Below are 25,161 nucleotides of genomic sequence, written 5' to 3' on the forward strand. Positions count from 1 at the left end.
ATGGAAGACTGGGTAGGTGGCTTATGGGACAAGCTGATCCGGCGCAGTGCCTACCGGGGCTACCCGCAGGCCGCCGTCAGCCTGTCCAGTCTGGAACGAACCGCGCCGCTGTTCTTTCATGCCATGGGCGGCGACCCCGGCTTGACGCTGCGTACAGCCGTGGGTACCGCGCATGGCGCACGACGCCGCTGGCTGGAACGGGTAGCGGGCATTGGCCAGCAGGTGGAGCTGGCCTGGCGCGATGGCCAGTCGCTCTACTTGCCGGAGCAGATCGACCTGTACCCTGACCCGCAACTCAACCGCGACCTGTATTTCTGGCTGATGGCGCTGGCCGCACAGGCCGACACCGCATCCGGCCTGGGCTGGCTGGAGCGCAATCGGCAGGCCACGCTGCATTGCCTGCAGCAGATGCCAGGGCTGGCAGCCCTCTACCGGCGGCTGGTCGAAGCCCTGCTGCCGCTGCGGGACACCCCGGCGGACGCCACGGCCCGCGCACAGGAAATGGTGATCCAGGCCACCTTGCTCAACCCGGAACAGGCCTTGCCGCTACCCGCCAGCACTCGCCCACCGCAACCCGTGCTGTTGTGGCTACACCCCTCGCCCCCCGTTCAACACGCAGCGGCCAAACGGCCGGGTGATGCCCCCGCCGAGGGGGAGGGCGAATCCCGTGACAGCAAGAAACGGCGGCGCTACCGGGCGCGCCGCGACACCCCGGATGAGCGCAAGAACGGCATGCTGCTGGTGTTTCGTGCCGAGAGCCTGTTCACCTGGGACGAGTACGTGCGGGTGAACCGCAATACCGATGATGATGACGAGGATAATGCCGCTGCAGCGGAGGACATGGACACCCTCACCGTCAGCCACGATACCCAGCGCCGCGCCAGCCGCCTGAAATTTGACCTTGACCTGCCCGCGGCCGCTTACGATGACACCCCGCTGGGCGAGGGTATCCTGCAACCAGAATGGGACTATCGCCGCCAACAGTTGATCCCGGCGCATTGCCGGGTGCAGCCGATGCTGCCGCGCGACGCGCTACCCGCCACGCTGCCGGAGCGCCTGCATGCTGAGGCCCGCCGCCTGCGGCGGCAATTCCAGGCGCTGGCACCCGAGCGCAGTCGCCGCTATGGGGAAAACAGCGGCCCGGACATTGACATCGACCGCCTGATCCGCTTTCTGGCCGAGAAGCGCAGCGGCCACGCCATCAGCGAGCCACCGCTCTATCAAGCCTGGCCACCGGGCGAGCGCAGCATGGCCTGCCTGCTGCTGGCCGACCTGTCCCTCTCGACCGAGAGCTGGCTGGGTGAAGCCGGGCAAGTGATTCAGGTGATCCGCGACAGCCTGCTGCTGTTTGCCGAAGCCCTGGCAGCGACAGGTGATCCTTTCGGGCTGTACGGTTTTTCCTCCTTGCGGCGCGAGGAAGTGCGCTTCCTGATGCTGAAGGACTTTGGTGAACGACATAGTGACCTGATTCGGGGCCGCATCCAGGCCATCCGCCCCGGTTACTACACCCGTATTGGCGCGGCCTTGCGCCAGTCCACCCAGATCCTGCTGCAGCAACCGGTGCGACAACGGCTGCTGCTGCTGCTATCTGACGGCAAACCAAATGACCTCGATCACTACGAAGGTCGCTACGGGGTGGAGGACACCCGCCAGGCGGTGCTGGAAGCACGTCGGGCCGGGCTGATTCCCTTCTGCGTCACTGTCGACCATGAAGCCGGGGAATATCTGCCCCATCTGTTTGGACGCCACGGCTACGTGGTGGTGCAGGATGCCCGCCGCCTGCCGCAGGTGCTGACCCGCTTGTACGCTACCCTCTCTCGCCCAGGTTAAGCCCGGAATCACCCACCCTTTGCGCAAACGCAAAGGGCGCAAGGCCGCAGCCCCGATCGGGTTGATTCGCATCAAGGAGCCCAAGCCAAGCCGAGGAGGATCATGAGCGCATGATTTCCTTGATAGTGAGTTGGTGATAACCATGAAAACAATGAGCATGCGTACCCTCTCCCACGCCGTGGCGCTGGCCACGCTGTCACTGGCCGCACCGTTTGCGCTGGCCGATGGCCCGACCAAGCAGGTCACCCAGCCTGAGGTCAGCTACCAGGCCGGTGGCTCGCCGCTGGCGAAGGAGGAGATGCACCAGAACATCAACCCCAAAGCACCGCCGATGACCAAGGCGGAGTTTGATCGCGCCAAGCAGATCTACTTTGAACGTTGTGCCGGCTGTCATGGCGTGCTGCGCAAAGGCGCAACCGGCAAGCCACTGACCCCGGACATTACGCTGGGCAAAGGTACCGACTACCTGAAGGTCTTCATCGCCTACGGCAGCCCGGGCGGCATGCCGAACTGGCAGACCTCCGGCGAAATGAGCGAGCAGGATGTCGACCTGATGGCCCGTTACATCCAGCAAGAGCCGCCAACCCCGCCGGAATACTCGCTGGCGGACATCGAGAAGTCGCGCAAGGTGCTGATCCCGGTGGAGCAGCGCCCGAAGCAGAAGATGAACAAGTACAACCTCGACAATGTGTTCTCGGTCACCCTGCGTGATTCGGGCGAGGTGGCGCTGATCGACGGGGACACCAAGCAGATCATCAACATCGTCAAGACCGGCTACGCCGTGCACATCTCACGGCTGTCCAGTTCGGGGCGTTATCTGTACGTGATCGGGCGGGACGCCAAGATCAACCTGATCGACCTGTGGATGGACAAACCGGACACCGTGGCCGAAATCAAGGTTGGTCTGGAAGCCCGCTCGGTGGAAACCTCCAAGTTCAAGGGCTGGGAAGACAAGGTAGCGGTTGCCGGTACCTACTGGCCGCCACAGTACGTAATCATGGATGGCGACACCCTGAAGCCGCGCAAGGTGGTGTCCACCCGTGGCATGACGGTGGACAACGAGTACCACCCGGAGCCGCGTGTGGCCTCCATCGTGGCCAGCCACTTCAAACCGGAGTTTGTGATCAATGCCAAGGAAACCGGCAAGATCATGATGGTGGATTACTCCGACCTGACCAACCTGAAGACCACCACCATTGACTCGGCCAAGTTCCTGCACGATGGCGGCTTTGACAGCACCGGTCGTTACTTCCTGGTGGCGGCCAACGCTTCCAACAAGATTGCGGTGGTGGATACCAAGGAAGACAAACTGGCGGCGCTGGTGGATGTCGGCAAGATCCCGCACCCGGGCCGTGGCGCCAACTTTGTGCACCCGAAATTCGGCCCGGTATGGAGTACCTCGCATCTGGGTACGGAAGACGTCACCCTGATCGGTACCGACCCGGTAAAACATCCGCAGTATGCCTGGAAGGTGGTCGGCGTGTTCAAGGGGCAAGGTGGCGGCTCGCTGTTCATCAAGACCCATCCGAAGTCGAAGAACCTGTGGGTGGATACCCCGCTGAACCCGGATGCCAAGGTCAGCCAGAGTGTGGCGGTATACGACATCAATAATCTGGACAAGGGCCCGGAGATCGTCGACATCGCTGGCTGCGCCAAGTTGAGTGATGACGGTGCCAAGCGCGTGGTACAGCCGGAGTTCAACAAGAACGGCGACGAGGTCTGGTTCTCGGTGTGGAGCGCCAAAAACAAGGAATCGGCCATCGTGGTGGTGGATGACAAGACCCGAAAATGCAAAACCGTGATCAAGGACAAACGTTTGATTACGCCAACGGGTAAATTCAACGTCCACAATACCCAGCACGACGTGTATTGATTTTTTGACAACCGACGCGGGCCTCGCGGCCCGCACAAGGAGAACATCATGAAACCTTTGCTGACTTCCCTGTTACTGGCTGCGGCCATGCTGGCAGGCCAGGCCCACGCTTCGGCTGAACTGGCGCAGAAAAACAACTGCCTCGCCTGTCACAGCGTGGACAAAAAAGTCGTCGGCCCGGCTTTCAAGGACATTGCCGCCAAGTACAAAGGCCAGAACGTGCAGGCCAAGCTGGAAGAGAAAGTAAAAAAGGGCGGCTCCGGCAGCTTTGGCCCGGTACCGATGCCACCGAACCCGCAAGTATCGGATGCCGATCTGAAAACGCTGGTAAAGTGGATCCTGAGCCAATGATGCCGCTCTGAGAACCTGTTCAACGTCATGCGCGCGAGGGCGCGGCATGGTGAGAACAGTTGAGGAGCGGCGTTGACTCGGTGTCAATGCGCATCCAAAGCTGTTTTCAACGCTGCACCGATGCCGCGCAGCAGACTATTGAACAGGTTCTGACCTGGCAGCCGGTCAGGCGAATACCTGCTGACCGGCTGCCATTTTTTGCGGATACCGTCCATGCGAAACCTGATCCTCTTGCTTGCCAGCCTGCCCCTGATCGCCACCGCTGCAACACCGACGCCGGAGCGGCAAGCCGCCTTGCTGCACCTGCTGAAGCAAGACTGTGGCTCCTGTCACGGCATGACCCTGCAAGGCGGGCTGGGCAGCCCCTTGACCTCGCAGGCGCTGGAGGACCGCCCACCGGAGTCGCTGGTGCAAACCATCCTGCAAGGACGCCCCGGTACCGCCATGCCACCGTGGAACACCTTCATCAGTGAAGATGAAGCACGCTGGCTGGTAGAAATGCTGCAACAAGGAAAAATCCCATGATGACACGCTGGACCCGCCCGCTGACGACTCTGCTGCTCACCCTGACGCTCGCCGCATGCGGCAGCGTTCCTGCCCTGCGCGGCAGTGGCGATCTGGGCGTGGTGATCGAGCGTGCCAGTGGCAGCGTACAGGTGGTGGACAACAGCCACCGGCAGGCGCTGTACCGTATCCGGGGGCTGGGCGACCTGTCACATGCCTCACTGGTCTACAGCCGGGATGCCCGTTACGTCTATGTGTTTGGCCGGGACGGCGGCCTCAGCAAGGTGGATATCCTGCAAGGCCAGCTGGTCGCTCGGGTGATGCAGGCCGGTAACAGCATCGGTGGCGCCATTTCCAGTGACGGCCGCATCATCGCGGCGCAGAATTACACCCCTGGCGGCGTCAAACTGTTTGACGCCGAAACCCTCGACCTGCTGGCCGACATTCCCGCCGTGGATGCCCACGGTCAAGTCTCGAAAGTGGTCGGGCTGGCCGATCTGCCGGGCAACCGCTTTGCGTTCAGCCTGTTTGAGGCCGGTGAAATCTGGGTGGTGGACGCCAGCCAGCCGCGCCAGCCAACGATTCGCAAGTACCCGGCCATCGGCAAGAATCCCTACGATGGCCTGGCCAGCAGCGATGGCCGCTATTACATCGCCGGTCTGTTCGGGGAGGACGGGCTGGCCTTGCTGGACACCTGGCAACCCGACGCCGGTGTGCGCCGCATCCTGCCCGGCTACCGCAAGGATGACCCGGCGCTGCCGGTCTACAAGATGCCGCACCTGCGCGGCTGGTCACTGGCCGGGGATTACGCCTTCCTGCCCGCCATAGGCCAGCACAGTGTACTGATGGCCGACAGCCGCAGCTGGCAAGAAGTGGCACAGATCCCGGTTTACGGCCAGCCGGTCTTCGTGATGGCCGACCCCAGCGGCCGCCGGGTGTGGGTCAATTTTGCCTTCCCGCACAATGACACCGTGCAGGTGATCGACGTGCCCAGTCGCAAGGTGATCCAGACCCTCAAGCCCGGCAAGGCCATCCTGCATATGGAATTTACTGGCCGGGGCGATCAGGTCTGGCTATCCAGCCGCGACGACAACAAGCTGGTGGTGATCGACCCGCACACCTTTGCCACGCTGACGGAGCTACCCGCAGACAGCCCCTCCGGCATTTTCTTCAGCTGGCGCGCGCACCGCTCGGGGATGTGATGAACGCCCCGGCACTGCTCCCGCTGCTGGACCGCTATCAACGCGGCTTTCCACTGCAGCCCCGTCCTTTCGCAGCGCTGGCGCAAGACGCAGGGCTGGATGAGGCCGCCTTGCTGCAGCAGCTGGCCCAGCACCAGCAGGCCGGGCTGCTCAGCCGGGTGGGGGCGGTGTTTGCGCCCAATACGGTCGGATGCAGCACGCTGGCGGCGCTGGCGCTTCCCCCAGCGCAACGTGATACTGTCGCGCAGTGGATCAGCCAGCTGCCCGAGGTCAACCACAACTATGCCCGCGAGCACCGCTACAATCTGTGGTTCGTACTGACCGCCCGCGACCGGGCGGCGCTGGACCGCACCCTGCGGGCCATCACGCAGCATTGCGGACAAGCCCCGCTGGACCTGCCGCTGGAGCGTGAATACCACATTGACCTTGGCTTTGCGCTGGGAGCACATGGTCCGGCCCGCCGCCGCACCGTCACGCCAGCCTCACCGCAGCTCGACGCGGCAGACCACCGCCTGCTGACGGCCTTGCAAGACGGCCTGCCACTGGAAACCCAACCCTTTCTGAGCCTGGCCCAGCGCTGTGGCTGGGAGGAATCCGCCCTGCTGCAGCGCCTGCAAGCATGGCAGGACAGCGGCGTGATCCGGCGCTTCGGCTTTATCCTGCGCCACCATGAGCTGGGCTACCGCGCCAATGCCATGTGTGTGTGGCAGGTGCCGGATGCACAGCGGGATAGCATCGGGCAGCAGCTGGCCGACGATGCTGCTGTCAACCTGTGTTATGGCCGCCCCGCCCGTTTGCCGCACTGGCCCTACAACCTGTTTTGCATGCTGCACGCGGCAGACCCAGCAGCCGCCCATGCGACGGCCCTCGCGCTGTCACAACGGCACGGCCTGGAAGCTGTGCCGCAAGCGGTGCTGGTTTCCACCCGCCGCTATACTCAGCGCGGCGCCCGTTACGGACACACCTCATGAATGCCCCGCTGCAGCACGCTGTATCCCTGACCGACTTGCAGCAACGCATCATCAACCAGCTGCAAGGCGAGTTTCCGCTGCATCCGCGCCCCTATGCCGAGGCTGCGCAGCGGGTAGGCTGTGATGAGGCCACCTTGCTGCAACAGCTGCGGCAATTGCTGCGCGACGGCGTGCTGACCCGCTTTGGCCCCCTGTTTCAGGTGGAGCGCATGGGGGGCGCTTTCGTCCTGGCGGCGTTGAAAGTGCCGGAAGCGGATTACGCCCGCGTCAGCGCCCTGGTGAATGCCCTGCCTGCGGTGGCTCACAATTACCGGCGCGAGCATGCCCTCAATATGTGGTTTGTACTCGCTACCGCCCAGCCACAGGGAATTGCCACCGCCATTGCGCAGATCGAGCAGGATACCGGCCTGGCCGTGCATGCCTTTCCCAAGCTACGCGAATACTATGTCGGCATGCAGTTTGCCGTAGGCGGTCAGGCACCGGTTGGCCAGCGACCCGGCAACACCCCGCTGCGCGATGTGATACTGGACGCGCAGGACCATCAACTGGTCAAACGCAGCCAGGGCGGGCTGGCGCTGCAACCCCACCCCTATGCCGAGCTGGCGGCCGCACTGGGCTGCAGCGAAGATGCCGTGCTGCAACGCTTGCAGCGCATGCTGGAGAGTGGCGTGGTACGTCGTATCGGTGCCGTACCCAACCACTACGCCATCGGCTACCGCGCCAATGGCATGGTGGTGTTCGATGTGGCGGACGTGCAGGTGGACACGCTGGGCGAGCAGGTGGGGCAACAGGCCTTTGTCAGCCACTGCTACCGCCGCCCGCGTCACCTACCAGACTGGCCTTACAACCTGTTCGCCATGTGCCACGGTGCCGATCACGCTGCGGTCGAGCAGCAGGCCAGGCAGCTGCGCAGCCTGCTGGGCGCGGCCTGCACGCAACACGCGGTACTGTTTTCCAGCCGTATCCTGAAGAAGAGCGGCTTGCGCCTGTAGGACCACACGGACTGTTTTGCCCGGCAGACGCACTCGGCTTGATACCTGTCAATGAGCGGAACGCCACTTCGCAGGACCATGTCGGCATGGACATTCTTGCTGGGCGATTCCCATGCTGCGCCTGACCCCGTATCTGCAATCCCTGCTACACCCGTCACCGCTGCCCCCTGCGCGCAAACCGGCCGGGCCGGTGGTGATCTGGAACCTGATCCGCCGCTGCAACCTGACCTGTCAGCACTGCTACTCCATCTCGGCCGACAAGGACTTTGCCGGTGAGTTGAGTACCGATGAGGTGTTTGCCGTGATGGACGACCTGCGCGCCTTTGGCGTGCCGGTGCTGATCCTGTCCGGCGGCGAGCCACTGCTGCGGCCCGATATATTACAGATTGGCAAGCGTGCCAAGGACCTGGGCTTTTATGTCGGGCTGTCCAGCAATGGCACCCTGATCACGCCGGACCGGGTGGCCGGCATTGCCGATGTCGGCTTTGATTATGTCGGCATCAGTCTGGACGGTATCGGTGCCACCCACGACCGCTTCCGGCGTCTGCAAGGCGGTTTTGACCTCGCCTTGCAGGGTATCCGCCTGTGTCGCGATGCGGGCATGAAGGTGGGCGTGCGTTACACCATGACCGAGGACAACGCCGACGACCTGCCCGCCCTGCTGCAGCTGGTCGACGATGAAGGCATCGACAAGTTTTATTTCTCGCACCTCAACTATGCCGGGCGCGGCAACAAGCACCGTGATACCGACGCGCGTCACCAGCGCACCCGCTGGGCGATGGACCTGCTGATTGCCGAATGCCTGCGCTATCTGCAGGCGGGCCGCCCCAAGGATTTCGTCACCGGCAACAACGATGCCGATGGCGTCTACCTGCTGCACTGGGCCGAACAGCATTATCCACAACACGCCACGCAGCTCCGTCAGCGCTTGCAGCAATGGGGGGGCAATGCCAGCGGGGTGAATGTGGCCAATATCGACAATCTGGGCAACGTACACCCGGACACCATGTGGTGGAAGGTGACACTGGGCAATGTGCGCGAGCGACCGTTCTCGGCCATCTGGCCGGACACCGGCCACCCGCTGATGGCCGGGCTCAAGCAGCAGCCCCGCCCGGTACAGGGACGCTGCGGTGCCTGTCAGCATCTGGCGATTTGCAACGGCAACACCCGCGTGCGCGCCTGGGAGCTGACCGGTGACTACTGGGCGGCCGACCCGGCCTGTTATCTGAGTGATCAGGAAGTCGGCGTGGCGGATGGGGCGTTCCCGCTGGCCCCGCTGACCCGCTGGCAGCGTATCCCGCTGGTCAGCATGGAGACCCAGCCATGATGCTGCCCAAACTGTCTGCCGCTATCCTGTTGTTGCTCAGCCTGCAGAGCTTGGCCGCCGACCCCGCCACCCTGTATCAGCAGCATTGCCTGACTTGTCATGGTAACCAGCGCATGGGCAGCATGGCCCCCGCCCTGTTGCCACAGAGCCTGGAACGCCTGAAACCGGGCGAGATTCTCAGTGTGATCCGCCAAGGTCGCCCCGCCACCCAGATGCAGGGCTTTGCCGACCGGCTGAGTGCGGAAGACATCCAGTTGCTGGCCAACTGGCTGCGTCAGGCCCCCAGTGAAGTACCACAGTGGCGCGAGCAGGACATGAACGCCTCGCGCGTGCAGTACCTCGACCCGGCCACGCTGCCCACCCGCCCGGGCTACCGCGCCGACCCGCACAACCTGTTTGTGGTGGTGGAAGCGGGGGATCACCATGTGAGCGTACTCGATGGTGATCGTTTTGAGCCGATCGCCCGCTTCCAGAGCCGCTTTGCGCTGCATGGCGGCCCCAAGTTCTCGCCGGATGGCCGTTTTGTCTACTTTGCCAGCCGTGATGGCTGGGTCAGCCAGTACGATCTCTACACCCTGCAGATGGTGGCCGAGATTCGTGTTGGCCTGAATACCCGCAATCTGGCGGTGTCATCGGATGGTCGCTGGGTGCTGGCGGGCAATACCTTGCCGGAAACCCTGGTGCTGCTCGACACCAATGGCCTCAAGCCGGTCAAGACCATCCCGGTCAAGGACCGTAGTGGCAAATTGTCCCGCGTGTCGGCCGTCTACGATGCCGCACCGCGTCGCAGCTTTGTGGTGGCGCTCAAGGACGCCAGCGAGCTGTGGGAGATTTCCTACCGCGAAGATGCCGAGCCGATCTACCCCGGCTATGTGCACGACTACAAGATGGGTGAAGGTCTGGCCATTCCCGGCTACCTCAACCCGCGCGTCACGCCACTGGACATGGTGCTGGATGACTTTTTCTTTGACACCCGCTACCAGCACGTGATGGCGGCCTCGCGCGATGGCAGTGCGCAGGTGATCAATCTGGACAGCCGCAGCAAGGTGGCCACCCTGCCGCTGGATGGCATGCCGCACCTGGGCTCCGGCATCACCTTCGAGCAGGATGGCCACCACCTGATGGCGAGTCCTAACCTGAACAGCGGTCGCGTCACGGTCATCGACATGGACCGCTGGCAAGTGGTCAAGCAGATCACGACCCCCGGCCCCGGTTTTTTCCTGCGCAGCCATGAGCAAACACCCTACGCCTGGGTGGATGCCATGATGTCGCCGCGCAAGGACACCCTGTTCATCATCGACAAGCGCACCCTGCAAGTGGTGCGTGAGCTGACGTTGCGCCCCGGCAAGACCAATGCCCACGTTGAATTCACCCGGGATGGCCGTTATGCACTGGTCAGCATCATGGAAAGCCCGGGTGAGCTGATCGTAGTCGATGCGCGCACCTTGCAAGAGGTCAAGTCGCTGCCAATGATGAAGCCGATCGGAAAATACAACGTCTACAACAAGGTGAACCGCTCGGAGGGCACCAGCCATTGACGAGGAGAACTAGTTCTTGTGATGGATGGTTTCTACTGGTCAAACCCCTTATCCTTCGTCAACCTGACCGAAGGAAGGCCTACCCATGCTGTCGATCAATATCCGCGAATTTCTGAAGCATCAGCCGCTGTTCCAGCAGTTATCGGATGAACAGCGCGAGCTGCTGGTGCCGGGCACCCGCGAGGTGCGTGGTGAAAAAGGCCAGGTCATCTTTCAGAAAGGCGATCCCTGCGATGGCATGTATCTGGTGGTGTACGGCAAGGTCAAACTGTCCTTGATTGCGCCCAGCGGTAGCGAAAAGGTGATGGAAATCTTCCATCCCGGCCAGAGCTTTGCCGAAGCGGTGATGTTCCTGCAGCGCCCCTACCCCTTGCTCGGCCAGTTTGTGGAGGATGGCATGCTGCTGCATGTGAGTTCTGAAGTCATCCACCAGGCCGTTCGCAATGACCCCGGCTTTGCCTTGCACATGCTGGCCGGGCTCTCCCTGCGTTTGCACGCACTGGTACGCGATGTCGAGCGTTACTCGGTGGAAAATGCCACGCAGCGGGTGGTGAACTACCTGCTGCAGGTGTGCAAGCCGCATCAGCAGGGGGCCAATGTTCACCTGCCGGTCAATAAAAACCTGATTGCCTCGCGGCTCAACCTGACGCCAGAGACTTTTTCCCGCGTGCTGCACCAGCTGAGCGAGGAAGGGCTGATCGAGGTCAATGGCCGCGACATCCTCATCCGGCAATTGCCGGAACTGGAGCAATATCAGCCCGGTTGATCTTTGCCTGCAAAGGTCAAGGCCACCGAGTTGATGCAGTAGCGCTCGCCAGTGGGCTCCGGCCCATCGGGGAAGACATGGCCCAGGTGGGCATCACAACGGCTACAACGCACCTCCACCCGGATCATGCCGTGGCTGGCATCGCGCAGACGGGTGATGCTGCCGGGCACCGCCTCCTCCCAGAAGCTGGGCCAGCCACAGCCGGCATCAAACTTGGTATCGGCGTGAAACAGTAGCGCACCACAGCAGACACAGTGGTAATCTCCCGCGGCATCGTGCCGGTAAAACACGCCGCTATACGGGCGCTCGGTACCGGCTTGCCGGGTGACCCGGTATTGCTCGGCGGTCAGTTGTTCGCGCCATTCGGCGTCAGACTTGATCAGCTTGTCCGTCATGTCAGCACTCCGGTTCAGGTCAGGGCATGTTGTTTGGTCGGCGCCCAGCCACGATTCTGTCAGTTGTACTTCAGTACACTGGCGCCTCACGTCCGGCTGGCGCAAGATGAATCATACTGCAGTGTATCGCCCAGGGAGGGAACGATGCCGTATATCAAACGTGACAACCATGGCCAGATCGTCGCCCTGCTGAAAGAGGCCTCCGACGCAGCCGACAGCTTTCTGCCTGCCGATCATCCGGAAGTGATCGCCTTTCTGGGCGAAGGTGAAGGTACCGGTGGCAGCTTCGATGTGCTGGACCGTGAACTGGTGCGGGTACTGGAAGATCTGGTGGATACCCTGATCCAGAAAAACATCCTGCGCATTACCGACTTGCCACCGGAAGCCCAGCACAAACTGCTCAGCCGCAAGCGGCTGCGCTCCCAGCTCAATCCCTCGCTGGGCTTTCTGGGCCGGGCCGACGATCTGATCTGAGGGTACGCCGCTACAGAATGCCCACCCCGGAAATCTCGCGCGCCAGATTGGCCGCCGCGTTATCCGTCATATTGCCCACAAAGTCGAGCACGCTCATATAGCAGGCGTACAGTCCATCCCGCACCGGCAGCGGGCGCTCCAGCAGGGAGAGCTGGATGCGCTCACGGGTGGAGAGTGCTGCTTCGCCCTGGGTCACCAGCGTATGCACCCCCGGGATCAACACCGCCAGGATGGTGGCCATGCAGGGGTAGGCCGCCACCTCGGTCACCACTTTGCTGCGGTGACGGTAGACTTTGCGGCTGGCCAGCTCCTTGGCGCCTTGCAAGGCATCGCCGATATCTTGCGGGCAGACGGCCAGCAAGTCCTTGCCAGTGAACTGGCCCGCCATCAGGTCGTGATAATGTGCCATGAAGCGATCCGCCAGTGCCGCCACACATTTGCCCACCACCGTACCGCGCACCAGCGCACATTTCTGCCGTGGGTCCTGGCTGGTCAGCGCACGCTCATCCAGCCCCGCCAGCGGCAGCAGCAAATGCTCAAACTCCTGCACATCCAGAATACCGATCTCGACCGCATCTTCCAGGTCAAGAATGGCATAGCACACGTCGTCCGCCGCCTCCATCAGGTAGGACAACGGATGGCGCGCCCAGCGATTGGCGCTGACTTCCGGCAAGCCCAAAGCCGCCGCCACGGCACGAAAATACGGCAGCTCGGACTGGTACAGGTTGAACTTGCCCGGTTTGGGCGACACATCCACCGCCCACGGGTATTTCATCAGGCTGCCCAGCGCCGCTGCCGTCAGCCGCATGCCGCCTTCGCCCGCATACATCTCCAGATTGGAGACCATGCGAAAACCATGGGCATTGCCTTCGTAGGTTTGGACATCCTGCGCTTCTGCCGTGCTCAGCCCGGTCAGCAGATGCTGCCGCGCCGGGTCACGAAACCAGACACGCAAGGCATCCTCGCCAGTGTGGCCAAATGGCGGGTTGCCGATGTCGTGGGCGAGGCAGGCCACCTGTACGATGGCACCGATGTCAAACGGGGTATAGCCCGCCGGCAGCTCGCCATGCTCGGCCAGGGCAGCGCCAACCCGGTTGCCCAGCGAACGGCCCACCGAGGACACCTCCACACTGTGTGTCAGCCGGTTGTGGGTGTGGTCATGGCTGGCCAGCGGGTGCACCTGGGTCTTGCGGCCCAGACGGCGAAAGGCGCTGGAGAACACCACCCGGTCATGGTCGATGTGAAAGTCGGTACGCAACCCGATGGCGCTGTCGGCAGCGGCCCCGGCCACGGTAGTCTGCACCTGCCCATCCACCACCTTGAAGCGGGTGGTCGACAACAACTGGTTCCAGTTCATGCGGGAAGAAGAGCGCACGGCAGGGCCTTCGGGGTGGAAAGCCGCATGATAAAGCAGGCAGCGAGGCTTGTCGCCCCGCGTTCAGGTCAGCTCGTCGAGGGCCGCTGCCAGATGATCCTGCACCGCCCAATGCTCTACCTGCCAGCGCCCCTGATGCCAGCTCACCCAGTTGAACGCAGCATTGGGGATCTCCACCTGCCGCAGCGCTGAGAGCGGGTATGCGTGGGCATGTCGCCACAGCATGTCCAGCACACCGCCGTGGGTCACCACCACCAGAGTTTGCCCACGGTGCTGCATGGCCATGGCGTCGAACGCCTGTGTCACCCGGTCGTAAAAACGCTGGATGGACTCCCCTTGCGGAATCTCCCATTGCGGGTCTCGCGCCCGGTAGCGGGCATATAGCTCCGGCTGCTGCTCTGCCATCTCGGCGTAGGTATGCCCCTGGAAGATCCCAAAGTGCTGCTCGCGCAGTGCTGGGCTGAGCCTCTGCGCGCACGCCAGCCGGGCCAGCAAGGGCGCCGCCGTTTGCCGGGCACGCTGCAGGTCGCTGCAATACAGTGCATCCACCGCAACCGCCGGAAAGCCACGCGCCAGCGCCTCAGCCTGTTCCAAACCGGTGGCATTCAGCGGGATGTCGGTCTGTCCTTGCAGGCGGCGCGCCAGGTTCCAGTCGGTTTCACCATGGCGAATCAGGCACAGACGGGTGGCGTCCGCGGGAAGTGTCGATAAGTTCATGCTTACGATCATAGCGGCAAGCCCAGTCGCTGGGGAAGCCTCACGTCATTTGTAAACAAATAAGTTTACAAATAAAGACTGGGGGCGCTAAACTGTTCTGTCTTCGCCGGAGCCTTAACCATGTCCAATCGCCACCCCATGCTTGCCTTATTGATCCTGTGCGCCATTGCACTGATCAGTACGGTCGGCGCTTCCTTGCCCTACCCGATCCTGGCGCCGCTGTTTGTGGATACCGCACCAGACCGTTTCAATCATTTCCTCGGTCTGCCGCCCAAGTTGTTGCTGGGCATCACTCTGGCGCTGAACCCGCTCGGCTGCCTGCTCGGCAGTATGGTACTGGGGCCGCTGGCCGACCGTTTTGGTCAGCGAAAGGTGCTGGCCTGGAGCCTGGGTCTGGCCGTGCTGCTGCACGCACTCACCGCGCTGGCCCTGCAGGCCCGCTTGTTGCCGCTGTTCATGCTGGGGCGCTTTGCAGTGGGTCTGGTGGAAGGCAATACGGCAATTGCCCGCGCCATCTCGGTGAGCATTCCCGGGCTGGACCGTAATCGTGGTTTGTCTCTGATCAACTCGGCGCTGTACGCGGGCTGGCTGGTAGGCCCCATGCTGGGCGGGGCCACCGTGGGCTGGGGCTACAGTGTGCCGTTCTGGATCGCCAGCGCCGCCGTGCTATGCTGCCTGATCGGCTGTTGGCTGGCACTGCCCGGCGACACCCCCTCCCATGCCAACGACCACACGCTGTGGCAGACCATTCGCCACCGCAATGTGCTGTCCTTGCTGCGGGACCCGGCCATCCGCCAGCTGGCGTTGCTGCAGATGGGTGTCGCCATCGGCATCTCGGGTTTCTATGAGTTTTACCCACTGTGGCTGGTGGAGTATCACCGTTTTGACAGCCAGCAGATCTCCTGGGTTACTGCCGTGCTGTGCATTGTGATGACCGGCATCAGCAGCATTCCCCTGTACAAAGGCACAGAAGGTGCCTTGCCACAAGCCGGGCGCTATGCCCTGCTGCTGGCCGCAGCGATCGCCCTGCAGGCACTGTGGACATCGTGGGCAGGGATTGTCGTGATCGTATTGGTAGGCCTGCCCATCTCGCTCTACAACACCCGGATGCCCATTTACTGGTCAGAGCGTTTTGCCAGTCAGGGGCAAGGCAGCGTGATGGGCTTGCTGGCCAGCATTTTCTTCCTGTCGAACATGCTGATCGCCGTGATCGGCGGGGGGCTGACGCTGCTGGACACCCGCCTGGTGCTGCTGCTGGGTGCAGGATGCTGCGCATGGGGTGCCTGGGGCATCTTGCGTCTTGCCCGGCGAACCCATTTGCAGGAGGCCTGAGCCATGAGCAGTGCGGAACAGATACTCTATCTGCTGAAAACCCGAGGCGCACAAACGGCACAGACACTGGCCGATGCGCTGGACCTGACCCCCATGGGCGCGCGCAAGCACCTGCTGGCGCTGGAAGCCAAAGGATTGCTGCAGTCCGAAGAGCGCGCTGAAGGCGTAGGTCGCCCAGGCCGCTACTGGATGCTGACCGACGCCGGGCACGCCCGCTTCCCCGACCGGCACAGCGACCTTACCCTGCAGCTGATTGATCAGGTGCGCAGCCTGTTCGGCGAGGCCGGGCTGGACCAGCTGATTGCCGCCCGCGAGCAGCAAGCCCGGCAGCACTATCAAGCGGCACTGGCCAGCCAGGCCGACCTGGCCAGCAAGGTCACCACGCTGGCGCGCCTGCGCAGTGAAGAGGGCTATATGGCGGAAGCACAGCGCGACGAGGACGGCCACTGGCTGCTGCTGGAAAACCATTGCCCGATCTGTGCTGCAGCACGTCAGTGCCAAGGTTTTTGCCGCGCGGAGCTGACCCTGTTCCAGCACAGCCTGGGACCGGCTTTCAAGGTCGAACGCAGCGAACACCTGCTGGCGGGCGCCCGCCGTTGCACTTATCGCATTCAGTGGCTGAAACCCACCTGAGCCCAGACGCGCCCATCAGCCGATCAGGCGTACCGGCAGCAGCGGAAAACCATTGAAACGGCTGGCGCAGGCATTGCTGTAGGCGCCCGCGGTATGTACCCACAGACGGTCCCCTTCCTGCAGCGTCACAGGCAATGGCTGAGCCTCAGCGCAGATGTCCATCGAGTCACAGGTGGGGCCCGCCATGGTCCATGCTGCGCGCGGCCCTTCCCGTGAGGCGTCGATGGCGTAGCTAAAGCCGGTGATCGACTCCAGCAGGCCATTGAACACCCCGACATCCAGATACACCCAACGCTGCCCGCCGCGCCGGGTGGTGCCGATCACCTGACACAGCAATCCCCCGGCTTCCGCCACCAGATAGCGTCCAGGTTCAGCCATGATGCGTACCGAGGCAGGCATGCCCTGCAAGGCGTCATGAATCGCCTGCCCCAAGGTCTCGATGCTGGGGACCACACTGTCGTATTCTGCCGGGAAACCGCCACCGAGGTTAAGCAGCCGCGGCGTCAGGCCTCGCTCCAGCATACGCTGGAACCACTGCTTGGCGGCAGCAATACCGGACAGCCAGTTCTCCACTCGGCAACATTGTGACCCGGCATGAAAAGTAATGCCCGCCAGATCGGCGCCACAGGCCAGCGCCGCCTGCAACACCGCCTCGGCCTCCACCTCACCTGCGCCAAACTTGCCGGACAGCGCCACTTGCGAGCCCTGATTGTCGGTATGCAACCGCAAATAGAACGAGGCTTGCGGGTAGAGGGCATGCACCTTGTGCAATTCCTCGACACAGTCCACCACATACCATTGCACCCCGGCGACCACCGCCTGGGCGATGGCCTCGCGGGACTTGACCGGGTTGCTGTAATACAGCTCGGCGGCAGGCACCCCCAGCTCCAGCATCAATTTCAATTCATCCGGCGAAGCAATCTCAAAACCGGCTCCCGCCTCATGCAGGCACTGCAGCACCTGCGGGTCTGGATTGCATTTCACCGCAAAGTGCGGGTACACCGCAGGCAGGGCGCGACGAAAGCGCAGCACCCGGTCGCGCAATACCGCGCGATCCATCCACAGTTGTGGACCGGTATAGGGTGCGGCCAGCAACTGGGCGCGCAAGTCCGCGTTGAATAAGGGGCGGCTCATGCTGTATTCCTCACAGATAATCACGAAGGCGATACCAGGCCATGCCCGCAGCCTGCAGCGGCACCCGCAGCCAGTCGCCGCCGGGGAAAGCCGGGTTGGGCAGCGCGCGGAACAGGTTCAGTAGTTGCTCATCACCCAGGATGGCCGATGCCAGCACCCTGCCTGCCACGCGGGTCGGAATCAAGCCGTGACCGGAGAAGCCTTGTGCCCAGTACAGATCCTGCTCCCCCCCAAAATCCGGGGTGCGGTGCACGGTAATGTCGATATGCCCGCCCCAGCAGTGGCTGATCGCCACATCACGCAGTTGCGGGAATACCCGCAGCATGTCCGCCCGCATCCGCTCTGCCAGATTGGCCGGGGTGCGCCCGGAATAGGTACACTTGCCGCCAAACAACAGGCGTCGATCCGCGGACAGCCGGAAGTAATCGAGTACAAACTGGTTATCGGACACCGCATGGTTTTGCGGCAGGATCTCGCGCGCCAGTACTTCCGGCAACGGCTCGGTGGCGATCATATAGGTGCCGACCGGTAATACCCGCGCTGACAGGTGCGGGGCCAGCCGGTCCAGATAGGCATTGCAGGCCAGCACCAGCTTGCGACAGCGCAGTGTGGCCTGCTCAGTACGTACCCGGTAGCCATCACCTTCGCGTTGGTAGTCCAGCACCCGGCTTTGCTCATGCAGGGTCACCCCAGCCGCCTCACAGACGTCAGCCAGCCCCAGCGCATACTTCAAGGGATGCAGATGACCGCCTTCGCTGTCGAGCAGCCCGGCCACATAGCGCGGCGAGCCCACATACTCCGGTAGCTCGGCTTGCGGGATGAACTGCAGGTGCGGGTAATCCCAGTGGCGGGCGGCCTCTTCCTGCCAGTCGGTCAGGATCTTGATCCGGCGGGGCATGACTGCGGTCCAGACATGGCCGCTGGCCAGCTCACAGTCGATCTGGTGACGCTGGATACGCTGGCGGATATCTGCTGCGGCCGCTCTCACCAGTTGCCAGATGGTTTTGGCCCGCTGCGTACCGAGCGCGGCCTCAAACGGCGGCATGTCACAGGAAAAACCAAGGATGAGCTGGCCCCCATTGCGCCCGGAGGCCGCCCATGCCACCCGGCTGGCCTCCAGCACCCGTACGGACAATCCGGCCTCGGCCAGCTCGAGGGCGGTATACAAACCGGTGAAACCCGCGCCGACCACACAGACATCCACATCCGCGTCGTCCTGCAAGGGCGGCCGCGATCGCTGCCGATCCAGGCTAGACGCGGCGTACCAGCTGTCCGGATACTGCGCTGAGGACTCAAACATCAGGCCGACCTCCACTGAAGCGGCAGATGCCGCACGTGCAGGGTAACGCAGACAACAAAAAAGCCGCAACGGCATCCCGTGCGGCTTTTTACCGGCATGCGCCGATTTATCGCTTGAAGATAAACAGAGCCCAGCCCATGATTTGCTCCTTTGTTTCTGGCATCACGTCCTTGTGGGACGATTAGCTGTACGCGGGCGGTTGCAACCCTTGCCTTGCTTGACGACAACCACCGGCCACGGACGATACAGCCCAACTTGCCCGTTCCGGCCCATCCCCTCCCTTGAGGGCATGCTTTGATTACCGAGTAAGGTAACGCCTTAATATTACACGATTATTGCATCGCAGCAAAGCACTTTATAGACTAACCACTTTTGTCTGCCGACCGTCAGCATGGCCAAACCCGCACCGGATCAGGCAAACTGACAAGAGACTCGCCCACAGGACACCCTGCATGCATTTTGAGCATCTGATCGAAATCAATGACCGCGACAACTCCCTCTCGGTCCAGCTGACACACGCCCAGTTATGGGCCGGTCTGGTCCGCCGCGCAACCGACCCGCAGCATTTCATGCCACAGCTGGATGCGGCCCACATCCTGTCACGCAGCGAGCAGGGCCTGCGCCGCGAACTGCACTTTGGCAGCCTGGTGGTGCGTGATGAAGTCCGCTTTGAGTCCCGGCAAGCCGTGCATTACCTGACCGAGGCCAGCGAACAGCACGGCGGAGGCAGCCTCACCATGCGCATCGAGAGCCCGGATGGGGAGAGCCTGTTCGTCCGCTTCACCTACGACACCCCGCTACCGGACGACAGCGGCGATTCTGGCGAGGCGGTCAAAGTGGCCAGCTATGTCAAAGCCGCCTACCGTGAGGCGGATATCGACACCATCCGGCTGATCCGCGAGCTGGTGGAGGACCAGAAGCTGGAATCCGGTGATCTGCACTGAACATGCGCCACATGAATATAGAACAATTGTTCTATATGTGCTAGATTAAAGGCCCCCCATTCCTTGGCCCCTCCCATGACCGCCCTTAGCCTGCCTGCCGCCCGTGCCCTGCACCTCGCCGCCCAGGGCCTGCTGGCTGCGCCACGCCGCAAGGCACGCCCGGCCGATGTGCTGGCCACCATACGTCGCATGGCCTTGCTGCAGATCGACACCATCAGTGTGGTGGCACGCAGCCCCTATCTGGTGCTGTGGAGCCGCCTGGGCGACTATCAACAGCAATGGCTGGATGACGCCCTGGCTGAGGGGCAGCTGTTTGAATACTGGGCACATGAAGCCTGCTTCCTGCCAATCGAAGACTATGGCCTGCTGCGGCACCGCATGGTCGACCCTGAGCAACTGGGCTGGAAGTCAGCCACCCAATGGCGACGTGAGCACCCGGGGGTAGTTGAGCGGGTGCTGCAGCATATCCAGCATCAGGGGGCCATGCGCTCCGCCGACTTCGAGCAGCCAGAGGGGCATCAGGCTGGCTGGTGGAACTGGAAGCCGGAAAAGCGGGCGCTGGAAGTGCTGTTCGCCAGCGGTGAGCTGATGGTAGCGCGTCGGCAAGGTTTCCAGCGGGTGTATGACCTGCGCGAGCGGGTGCTGCCCGGCTGGCAGGATGCACAGCATCTGCAACCGGTACAGGACTGCAAGCGGCAACTGGTGTTGCAGGCGGTGAAGGCACTGGGCGTAGCCCACCCCGGCTGGGTAGCCGACTATTACCGTATGGGGCGGCTGGAAGCAGAACTGCAACCCTCCACGCTGGCCCGGCAAGGATTATTACTGCAGGCCACCCTCGCAGAGAGTGGTGACACCGTCTACATCCACCCGGACCATGCCGAGCTGCTGGATGCTGCGCTGGCAGGAACATTGCAGGCCCGGGGCACCCGCATCCTCTCACCGTTTGACCCGGTGGTATGGGACCGCAAACGTGCCAATGCCTTGTTCCAGTTCGATTATCGTCTGGAGTGCTACACCCCGGCGCCCAAGCGGCAATACGGCTACTTTGTGCTGCCCATCCTGCGCAACGGCGCGCTGATTGGCCGCATGGATGCCAAGGCACACCGTCAACAGGGGCGGATGGAGGTCAAAGCGCTGCATCTGGAGGCAGGTGTACGTGCCAGTCAGGGGCTGGCACGTGATCTGGTGCGTACCCTGCTCGAGTTTGCCCGCTGGCACGCCACACCGGAAGTGCAGCTGAGCGGCGCCCTGCCCGACCGGCTGGCCCCCTTGCTGCATGCCGAGCTGGCGAGCCAAGCCTAGTCGTCGCGGGTCAGCACTTCCAGCAGCTCGATTTCGAACAGCAGATTGGAATGCGGCTTGATCAAGGCGCCCACCTGCCGTTCGCCGTAGGCCAGGTGCGCCGGAACCGCCAGGCGGCGGGTGCCACCCACCCGCATGCCCATCAGGCCTTGGTCCCACCCTTTGATGACCCGCCCGGTGCCAATCACACACTGAAAGGGTTTGCCTCGCTGGAGGGAGGAATCAAACTCAGTGCCCTCTTCCAGCCAGCCCCGATAGTGGGTAGTGATCAGTGCGCCCTTGACCACCGCCTTGCCTTCGCCCAGCACCAGATCGGTGATCTCCAGTTCCTTACTCATGGGCACCGGTACTCCTGGCGTATTGTGGCCAGTGGTCGGTAATCTCAAACCACGGCGCTTTGGAATCGACAAAGATGTGCATATGCTGTGCCGGTTGCCACGCCGTCTCCAGCGCCCCCAGCGGGAAGGCCAGCCAGCCGCTGCTCGGCTCATGCCATAGCAACGGCGAGCCACAACGGGTACAAAAGCAGCGCTCTACAGTGGGAGAGGAGGTGTAGCGCCCGATGTGCGCATCACCACGGGTGAAGCGATGCTGGGCAGCGCGCACGGTGCCATATGTCGCGAACGCAGCACCATGCCCTTTACGGCACATGCTGCAATGGCAGTGGGACACCCGCTCGACCGGCCCTTGCACCTCAAACGCAACCGCGCCGCACAGGCAACGCCCTTCCAGTATCTCGCTCATGCTGGCTACCCCCGTGGACTCAAGCAGCGCCATTATAGGGGCAGACCGGCACTTAACTGAACCGGGAAAAATCCGGTGCACGCTTCTGCATGAAGGCCATCATCGCTTCCATCGCTTCCTCGCCGCGCAGCATATGGCTGAACTGCTCTGCCTCAGCACGCATGGTGTCCTCTACCAGCGCACGATGAGCGCGGCGCATCAGGCTTTTCGACGTATACAACGCCTGCGGCGGCAGCGCGGCCAGCTTGCGAGCTTGCGCCAAGGCAAGCGCCTCCACTTCATCATCCGCCACCACCTGATTGGCGATACCGTATTGCAAGGCTGTGGTGGACGACAAGGGCTCACCCAGCAACAGCATTTCACTGGCCTTGGCGTACCCCACGCGTTGCGTTAGCAAGAAGCTGGAGCCTGCCTCCGGGCACAAGCCCAGTTTGGTAAACGGGAATTGCAGGGTAGCACCCTGTGCCATGTAGACCAGCTCGCAGTGCAGCAACAGGGTACTGCCCACCCCCACCGCCAAGCCGGTGACGGCGGCAATCAGCGGCTTTTTGCTGTGGCTGATGGTGTGCAGGAAGCGCAGTACCGGGCTGTTTTCATCCTGCGGTGGATTTTGCAGGAAATCATTGATGTCGTTGCCACTGGTAAAGCAGCCCGGCGTGGCGGTAATCAGCACTGCACGCACCGCCGGGTTGGCATCGGCCGCGTCAATGCCATCGCACAGCGCCGTATACATGGCCTGCGTCAGTGCATTTTTCTTCTCTGGTCGGTTGATCCGCAGGATGGCCACACCATCCTGAATGTCACTGCTGATCGCATCGCTCATGCCCCTGCGCTCCCTGATCTGATTGGTGTGCCTAGCCTATACCGTGTTTTTTGTAAAATCAAGCAACTGCTTGCTTGACATAAGCGCAATTTTTGCAATGGCCTTTGCAGCACGCCCCAAGCCGCCTACAATCGACCCATCACTCCGGAGCCCCGCCATGCTGCTGCATCGTGACCAATCCCTGCTGTTGGTAGTCGATGTCCAGGAAAAGTTGCTGCCCGCCATAGATCAGGCCGATGCACTGCTGCAGCATTGTCACTGGCTGATGGGCGTCGCCCGCCATCTGGGGGTGCCCATCCTCTTTTCCGAGCAATACCCGAAGGGGCTGGGCCCAACCCACCCGCAATTGCGCGCACTGGCACCTGATGCCCCCGTGGTCGACAAGACCCATTTCTCCTGTGTGGCGGCCGCTTGCCTGCCTGCCGAGCTGCTGCAGCAACGGCGTCAGGTGGTGATCTGTGGCATGGAAAGCCATGTCTGCGTGCTGCAAACCGCCTGGGACCTGCACGCCAGCGGGCTGGATGTGTTTGTGGTGGCCGATGCCATCGGTAGCCGCAAGCCCCTGGATCATCAACTGGCCTTGCAGCGCCTGCAAGCCCTGGGGCTTTCCATCGTCAGCCGCGAGATGTGCCTGTTTGAATGGGCACATCAAGCCGCCACCCCCGAGTTCAAACAGCTCAGCCAACAGTTTCTCCGCTAAGCCAACACCTATCGATCCGCTGCAGGGTGGGTCACACCTTGATCACTGCAGCTGTGGTGCCAGCACGCACCGCCTCATGCCCATTTTTTGACTAAATAACTGTTCAGTAACTTATTGACAGAAGCCATGGACCGCCTTACCATGCACACTAAATAACTGTTCAGTAATTTACTCATGCAATCGACGCCCGAGAACCATCAACCCGGATGCCGCTGGCTGCGCCGTAAGGAAGCACGCCCAGGCGAGATCATGGATGCCGCGCTGGCGGTGTTTATCGAGAAGGGTTACGCCGGTACCAAAATGGAAGACATCGCCCGACAGGCTGGTGTCACCAAGGGCACGCCCTACTTGTACTTCCAGAACAAGGAAGAGCTGTTTCGCGAGATCATCAAGTCCGCCATCCAGCCACGGCTGGATGAAGTGCAATCCTATATCGACGCTTCTGCAGACCATTCACTGCAGCAGCAGCTGCAGAACATTGCCGACCACTGGCGGCAAACCGTGCTGGAAACCCCGCGCTCCGGCATCCTGAAGCTGATGATGGCCGAAGCGGGCAATTTCCCGGATGTGGCCGCCTACTACGACACTCATGTCATTCAGCGCTTCCACCAGCAGCTGATCCACCTGCTGGAAACCGGCATGGCACGCGGCGAGATCCGTCGGCTGGACCCGGTTTACGCTGCCCATATCATCATTGCGCCCATGCTCTACAGCGTGATGCACAAGCACTGCTTCGCCCAGCAAAACCAGCAGACCCGGCTGGACAGCCAGTTGCTGTTCCAGCAGGCGCTTGACATCCTCTTCAACGGCCTGCGCACCACCGACATTCAGACTCACCATGGATAACACCCACATGCCATCCCGCCTGCCCCACTACTTGCCCATACTGGCCCTGCCCTTGCTGCTGGCAGCTTGCAACAAGCCTGCGGAAGCGCCGTACGAAGACATCCGCCAGGTCAAGCTGATGACCGTGAGCACCACGGCCGCTGCCGACCCGCAACAACTGGCCGGCGAAGTACGCCCGCGCCATGAGGTGCGGCTCTCCTTCCGGGTGGCTGGCAAGGTCACGGCACGGCTGGTCAATGTCGGGGATACCGTCAGGAATGGTCAGGTACTGGCCCGTCTGGACGCGACCGACTACCAGCTGGGTAGCGCCGCGGCCCGTGCCCAGCAGGATGCCGCCAGTGTCGAACGTCAACAGAACGACCGTGACCTCGCCCGCTTCCGCCAGCTGCGTGATCAGGGTTTTATCAGCCAGGCTGAATTTGAGCGTCGCAAAGCCACACTCGACAGCAGCAATGCCCGCCTGAAACAGACGGAAGCCCAGGCACAAAGCTCTGGCAATCAGGCCCGTTACACCGAGCTGCGTGCCGAACAGGATGGCGTGATCAGCCAGCTGGACCTGGAAGCCGGCCAGGTGGTCGCGGCCGGTCAGGTGATCGGCAAACTGTCTGCCGGGCAAGAGCTGGAGCTGGTGGTGGCGGTGCCCGAATCCCAGCGGCAACAGCTGGCCAGCAGCAATGGGCTGACGGTCAGCCTGTGGGCTAACCCGGGCAAACCCTACCAGGCTCGCCTGCGCGAACTGTCGCCGGAAGCAGATGCCGTCACCCGAACCTTCAGCGCCCGTGTCACCATCGTCGATGCTGACAGTCAGGTCCACGCCGGCATGAGCGGCCAGCTGCGACTGCCGCAAGCTACCGCCACCGGTGTAGCCCTGCCGATCAGTGCCCTCTACAGCCAGGGGAACCGCAGCGGGGTGTGGGTGTACGACAGCAAGTCCGGCAAGGTCCATTTGCAAGCGGTGCGACATGGCGCCTTGCAGGGTAATCTGGTCCGTATCGAGCAAGGCATTCAACCCGGCCAGCAAGTGGTGGCCGCCGGTGCCAACCTGCTGCGGGAAGGACAGAAAGTCCGCCCGGTCGAGGGGCTGTAAA

Annotated in this window: 27 protein-coding genes; 18 read left to right on the plus strand and 9 right to left on the minus strand. The window is 62.5% G+C overall.

All coding sequences use genetic code 11. The features are described 5' to 3' along the window. The 3 genes from HF682_RS08480 (at position 1) to HF682_RS08490 (ending at position 4,054) form a co-directional block, all read left to right on the plus strand. A complete protein-coding gene (locus tag HF682_RS08480; RefSeq protein ID WP_168876741.1) occupies positions 1-1,830 on the plus strand; it encodes a nitric oxide reductase activation protein NorD in 1,830 nt (609 codons plus the stop codon). Between the two features lie 142 nt (positions 1,831-1,972). Next, positions 1,973-3,703: a nitrite reductase gene (locus HF682_RS08485; protein ID WP_168876742.1), complete on the plus strand. Its 1,731-nt coding sequence runs from the start codon at positions 1,973-1,975 to the stop codon at positions 3,701-3,703. Between the two features lie 48 nt (positions 3,704-3,751). Continuing rightward, positions 3,752-4,054, plus strand: a complete 303-nt coding sequence (locus HF682_RS08490) for a c-type cytochrome (RefSeq protein WP_168876743.1) — start codon at positions 3,752-3,754, stop codon at positions 4,052-4,054. A gap of 83 nt (positions 4,055-4,137) precedes the next feature. Here the strand turns inward: HF682_RS08490 and HF682_RS17960 are convergent, their stop codons facing one another. Next, a complete protein-coding gene (locus HF682_RS17960; RefSeq protein ID WP_277346158.1) occupies positions 4,138-4,269 on the minus strand; it encodes a hypothetical protein in 132 nt (43 codons plus the stop codon). Here HF682_RS17960 and HF682_RS08495 point away from each other — a divergent pair. From HF682_RS08495 to HF682_RS08525, 7 genes are all read left to right on the plus strand, one after another. Then, positions 4,268-4,579, plus strand: a complete 312-nt coding sequence (locus HF682_RS08495; RefSeq protein WP_168876744.1) for a c-type cytochrome — start codon at positions 4,268-4,270, stop codon at positions 4,577-4,579. The genes HF682_RS17960 and HF682_RS08495 overlap by 2 nt on opposite strands. Then, on the plus strand, positions 4,576-5,760 hold the full coding sequence (locus HF682_RS08500) for a cytochrome D1 domain-containing protein (RefSeq protein WP_277346159.1): 1,185 nt from the start codon (positions 4,576-4,578) through the stop codon (positions 5,758-5,760). Before HF682_RS08495 ends, HF682_RS08500 begins: the two co-directional genes overlap by 4 nt. Next, a complete protein-coding gene (gene ahbB, locus HF682_RS08505; RefSeq protein WP_168876745.1) occupies positions 5,760-6,731 on the plus strand; it encodes a siroheme decarboxylase subunit beta in 972 nt (323 codons plus the stop codon). The genes HF682_RS08500 and ahbB (HF682_RS08505) overlap by 1 nt, the downstream gene beginning before the upstream one ends. Continuing rightward, complete coding sequence (gene ahbB, locus HF682_RS08510; RefSeq protein ID WP_168876746.1) at positions 6,728-7,723, plus strand: siroheme decarboxylase subunit beta; 996 nt, start codon at positions 6,728-6,730, stop codon at positions 7,721-7,723. The genes ahbB (HF682_RS08505) and ahbB (HF682_RS08510) overlap by 4 nt, the downstream gene beginning before the upstream one ends. 112 nt (positions 7,724-7,835) lie before the next feature. Next, positions 7,836-9,050 carry a heme d1 biosynthesis radical SAM protein NirJ gene (gene nirJ / locus HF682_RS08515; RefSeq protein WP_168876747.1) on the plus strand — a complete coding sequence of 405 codons (1,215 nt, stop codon included), beginning with the start codon at positions 7,836-7,838 and terminating at the stop codon, positions 9,048-9,050. Next, complete coding sequence (locus HF682_RS08520; protein WP_205881945.1) at positions 9,047-10,588, plus strand: nitrite reductase; 1,542 nt, start codon at positions 9,047-9,049, stop codon at positions 10,586-10,588. Before nirJ ends, HF682_RS08520 begins: the two co-directional genes overlap by 4 nt. A gap of 85 nt (positions 10,589-10,673) precedes the next feature. Next, positions 10,674-11,354: a Crp/Fnr family transcriptional regulator gene (locus HF682_RS08525; protein WP_168876748.1), complete on the plus strand. Its 681-nt coding sequence runs from the start codon at positions 10,674-10,676 to the stop codon at positions 11,352-11,354. On the opposite strand, the gene msrB is transcribed toward HF682_RS08525, so the two are convergent. Beyond that, positions 11,342-11,749 carry a peptide-methionine (R)-S-oxide reductase MsrB gene (msrB, locus tag HF682_RS08530; RefSeq protein ID WP_168876749.1) on the minus strand — a complete coding sequence of 136 codons (408 nt, stop codon included), beginning with the start codon at positions 11,747-11,749 and terminating at the stop codon, positions 11,342-11,344. The genes HF682_RS08525 and msrB overlap by 13 nt on opposite strands. 144 nt (positions 11,750-11,893) lie before the next feature. On the opposite strand from msrB, the gene HF682_RS08535 reads away from it, so the two are divergent. Next, on the plus strand, positions 11,894-12,223 hold the full coding sequence (locus HF682_RS08535; protein ID WP_168876750.1) for a hypothetical protein: 330 nt from the start codon (positions 11,894-11,896) through the stop codon (positions 12,221-12,223). A gap of 10 nt (positions 12,224-12,233) precedes the next feature. Here the strand turns inward: HF682_RS08535 and HF682_RS08540 are convergent, their stop codons facing one another. Further along, complete coding sequence (locus HF682_RS08540) at positions 12,234-13,580, minus strand: deoxyguanosinetriphosphate triphosphohydrolase (protein ID WP_168876980.1); 1,347 nt, start codon at positions 13,578-13,580, stop codon at positions 12,234-12,236. An 81-nt stretch (positions 13,581-13,661) separates the two neighbouring features. Continuing rightward, positions 13,662-14,315: a histidine phosphatase family protein gene (locus tag HF682_RS08545; RefSeq protein ID WP_168876751.1), complete on the minus strand. Its 654-nt coding sequence runs from the start codon at positions 14,313-14,315 to the stop codon at positions 13,662-13,664. A 120-nt stretch (positions 14,316-14,435) separates the two neighbouring features. On the opposite strand from HF682_RS08545, the gene HF682_RS08550 reads away from it, so the two are divergent. Both HF682_RS08550 and HF682_RS08555 read left to right on the plus strand, forming a co-directional pair. Next, positions 14,436-15,647: an MFS transporter gene (locus HF682_RS08550; RefSeq protein WP_168876752.1), complete on the plus strand. Its 1,212-nt coding sequence runs from the start codon at positions 14,436-14,438 to the stop codon at positions 15,645-15,647. A 3-nt stretch (positions 15,648-15,650) separates the two neighbouring features. Beyond that, positions 15,651-16,280: a helix-turn-helix transcriptional regulator gene (locus HF682_RS08555; RefSeq protein WP_168876753.1), complete on the plus strand. Its 630-nt coding sequence runs from the start codon at positions 15,651-15,653 to the stop codon at positions 16,278-16,280. Positions 16,281-16,295: 15 nt separating this feature from the next. Here the strand turns inward: HF682_RS08555 and HF682_RS08560 are convergent, their stop codons facing one another. Both HF682_RS08560 and HF682_RS08565 read right to left on the minus strand, forming a co-directional pair. Then, positions 16,296-17,414: a type III PLP-dependent enzyme gene (locus tag HF682_RS08560; protein WP_168876754.1), complete on the minus strand. Its 1,119-nt coding sequence runs from the start codon at positions 17,412-17,414 to the stop codon at positions 16,296-16,298. Between the two features lie 10 nt (positions 17,415-17,424). Beyond that, on the minus strand, positions 17,425-18,714 hold the full coding sequence (locus tag HF682_RS08565) for an NAD(P)/FAD-dependent oxidoreductase (RefSeq protein ID WP_168876755.1): 1,290 nt from the start codon (positions 18,712-18,714) through the stop codon (positions 17,425-17,427). Positions 18,715-19,166: 452 nt separating this feature from the next. Between HF682_RS08565 and HF682_RS08570 the strand changes: the two genes are divergently transcribed. Together HF682_RS08570 and HF682_RS08575 are read left to right on the plus strand one after the other, a co-directional pair. Continuing rightward, positions 19,167-19,658 carry an SRPBCC family protein gene (locus HF682_RS08570; protein WP_168876756.1) on the plus strand — a complete coding sequence of 164 codons (492 nt, stop codon included), beginning with the start codon at positions 19,167-19,169 and terminating at the stop codon, positions 19,656-19,658. A gap of 75 nt (positions 19,659-19,733) precedes the next feature. Beyond that, the gene (locus HF682_RS08575; RefSeq protein WP_168876757.1) at positions 19,734-20,960 is read left to right on the plus strand and encodes a winged helix-turn-helix domain-containing protein; all 1,227 of its coding nucleotides are present in this window, start codon (positions 19,734-19,736) and stop codon (positions 20,958-20,960) included. Here the strand turns inward: HF682_RS08575 and HF682_RS08580 are convergent. Genes HF682_RS08580 through HF682_RS08590 form a run of 3 tightly spaced genes read right to left on the minus strand, consistent with a single transcriptional unit; the run spans position 20,957 to position 22,527 of the window. Next, positions 20,957-21,298, minus strand: coding sequence for an FKBP-type peptidyl-prolyl cis-trans isomerase (locus tag HF682_RS08580; protein ID WP_168876758.1), 342 nt, complete (start codon positions 21,296-21,298; stop codon positions 20,957-20,959). The two genes, HF682_RS08575 and HF682_RS08580, sit on opposite strands and share 4 nt — an antisense overlap. Next, positions 21,291-21,704, minus strand: coding sequence for a GFA family protein (locus HF682_RS08585; RefSeq protein WP_205881946.1), 414 nt, complete (start codon positions 21,702-21,704; stop codon positions 21,291-21,293). Before HF682_RS08585 ends, HF682_RS08580 begins: the two co-directional genes overlap by 8 nt. Before the next feature lie 52 nt (positions 21,705-21,756). Next, positions 21,757-22,527, minus strand: coding sequence for an enoyl-CoA hydratase (locus HF682_RS08590; RefSeq protein WP_168876760.1), 771 nt, complete (start codon positions 22,525-22,527; stop codon positions 21,757-21,759). A gap of 157 nt (positions 22,528-22,684) precedes the next feature. Between HF682_RS08590 and HF682_RS08595 the strand changes: the two genes are divergently transcribed. From HF682_RS08595 to HF682_RS08605, 3 genes are all read left to right on the plus strand, one after another. Beyond that, complete coding sequence (locus HF682_RS08595; RefSeq protein ID WP_168876761.1) at positions 22,685-23,227, plus strand: hydrolase; 543 nt, start codon at positions 22,685-22,687, stop codon at positions 23,225-23,227. A gap of 174 nt (positions 23,228-23,401) precedes the next feature. After that, complete coding sequence (locus HF682_RS08600; RefSeq protein WP_168876762.1) at positions 23,402-24,073, plus strand: TetR/AcrR family transcriptional regulator; 672 nt, start codon at positions 23,402-23,404, stop codon at positions 24,071-24,073. After that, positions 24,066-25,160 carry an efflux RND transporter periplasmic adaptor subunit gene (locus HF682_RS08605; protein ID WP_168876763.1) on the plus strand — a complete coding sequence of 365 codons (1,095 nt, stop codon included), beginning with the start codon at positions 24,066-24,068 and terminating at the stop codon, positions 25,158-25,160. Before HF682_RS08600 ends, HF682_RS08605 begins: the two co-directional genes overlap by 8 nt. The last annotated feature ends 1 nt before the right edge of the window (position 25,161 follow it).

It is taken from the genome of Leeia aquatica (assembly GCF_012641365.1).
Lineage (GTDB): Bacteria > Pseudomonadota > Gammaproteobacteria > Burkholderiales > Leeiaceae > Leeia > Leeia aquatica.

Coding starts and splice junctions, on each gene's coding strand:
- HF682_RS08545 (WP_168876751.1), bottom strand. CDS start 14,315: ATGAACTTATCGACACTTCCCGCGGACGCCACCCGTCTGTGCCTGATT.
- HF682_RS08490 (WP_168876743.1), top strand. CDS start 3,752: ATGAAACCTTTGCTGACTTCCCTGTTACTGGCTGCGGCCATGCTGGCA.
- HF682_RS08480 (WP_168876741.1), top strand. CDS start 1: ATGGAAGACTGGGTAGGTGGCTTATGGGACAAGCTGATCCGGCGCAGT.
- HF682_RS08555 (WP_168876753.1), top strand. CDS start 15,651: ATGAGCAGTGCGGAACAGATACTCTATCTGCTGAAAACCCGAGGCGCA.
- HF682_RS08605 (WP_168876763.1), top strand. CDS start 24,066: ATGGATAACACCCACATGCCATCCCGCCTGCCCCACTACTTGCCCATA.
- msrB (WP_168876749.1), bottom strand. CDS start 11,749: ATGACGGACAAGCTGATCAAGTCTGACGCCGAATGGCGCGAACAACTG.
- HF682_RS08485 (WP_168876742.1), top strand. CDS start 1,973: ATGAAAACAATGAGCATGCGTACCCTCTCCCACGCCGTGGCGCTGGCC.
- nirJ (WP_168876747.1), top strand. CDS start 7,836: ATGCTGCGCCTGACCCCGTATCTGCAATCCCTGCTACACCCGTCACCG.
- HF682_RS08535 (WP_168876750.1), top strand. CDS start 11,894: ATGCCGTATATCAAACGTGACAACCATGGCCAGATCGTCGCCCTGCTG.
- HF682_RS08600 (WP_168876762.1), top strand. CDS start 23,402: ATGCAATCGACGCCCGAGAACCATCAACCCGGATGCCGCTGGCTGCGC.
- HF682_RS17960 (WP_277346158.1), bottom strand. CDS start 4,269: ATGGACGGTATCCGCAAAAAATGGCAGCCGGTCAGCAGGTATTCGCCT.
- HF682_RS08540 (WP_168876980.1), bottom strand. CDS start 13,580: ATGAACTGGAACCAGTTGTTGTCGACCACCCGCTTCAAGGTGGTGGAT.
- ahbB (WP_168876745.1), top strand. CDS start 5,760: ATGAACGCCCCGGCACTGCTCCCGCTGCTGGACCGCTATCAACGCGGC.
- HF682_RS08525 (WP_168876748.1), top strand. CDS start 10,674: ATGCTGTCGATCAATATCCGCGAATTTCTGAAGCATCAGCCGCTGTTC.
- HF682_RS08585 (WP_205881946.1), bottom strand. CDS start 21,704: ATGAGCGAGATACTGGAAGGGCGTTGCCTGTGCGGCGCGGTTGCGTTT.
- HF682_RS08560 (WP_168876754.1), bottom strand. CDS start 17,414: ATGAGCCGCCCCTTATTCAACGCGGACTTGCGCGCCCAGTTGCTGGCC.
- HF682_RS08550 (WP_168876752.1), top strand. CDS start 14,436: ATGTCCAATCGCCACCCCATGCTTGCCTTATTGATCCTGTGCGCCATT.
- HF682_RS08520 (WP_205881945.1), top strand. CDS start 9,047: ATGATGCTGCCCAAACTGTCTGCCGCTATCCTGTTGTTGCTCAGCCTG.
- ahbB (WP_168876746.1), top strand. CDS start 6,728: ATGAATGCCCCGCTGCAGCACGCTGTATCCCTGACCGACTTGCAGCAA.
- HF682_RS08580 (WP_168876758.1), bottom strand. CDS start 21,298: ATGAGTAAGGAACTGGAGATCACCGATCTGGTGCTGGGCGAAGGCAAG.
- HF682_RS08590 (WP_168876760.1), bottom strand. CDS start 22,527: ATGAGCGATGCGATCAGCAGTGACATTCAGGATGGTGTGGCCATCCTG.
- HF682_RS08565 (WP_168876755.1), bottom strand. CDS start 18,714: ATGTTTGAGTCCTCAGCGCAGTATCCGGACAGCTGGTACGCCGCGTCT.
- HF682_RS08570 (WP_168876756.1), top strand. CDS start 19,167: ATGCATTTTGAGCATCTGATCGAAATCAATGACCGCGACAACTCCCTC.
- HF682_RS08595 (WP_168876761.1), top strand. CDS start 22,685: ATGCTGCTGCATCGTGACCAATCCCTGCTGTTGGTAGTCGATGTCCAG.
- HF682_RS08495 (WP_168876744.1), top strand. CDS start 4,268: ATGCGAAACCTGATCCTCTTGCTTGCCAGCCTGCCCCTGATCGCCACC.
- HF682_RS08575 (WP_168876757.1), top strand. CDS start 19,734: ATGACCGCCCTTAGCCTGCCTGCCGCCCGTGCCCTGCACCTCGCCGCC.
- HF682_RS08500 (WP_277346159.1), top strand. CDS start 4,576: ATGATGACACGCTGGACCCGCCCGCTGACGACTCTGCTGCTCACCCTG.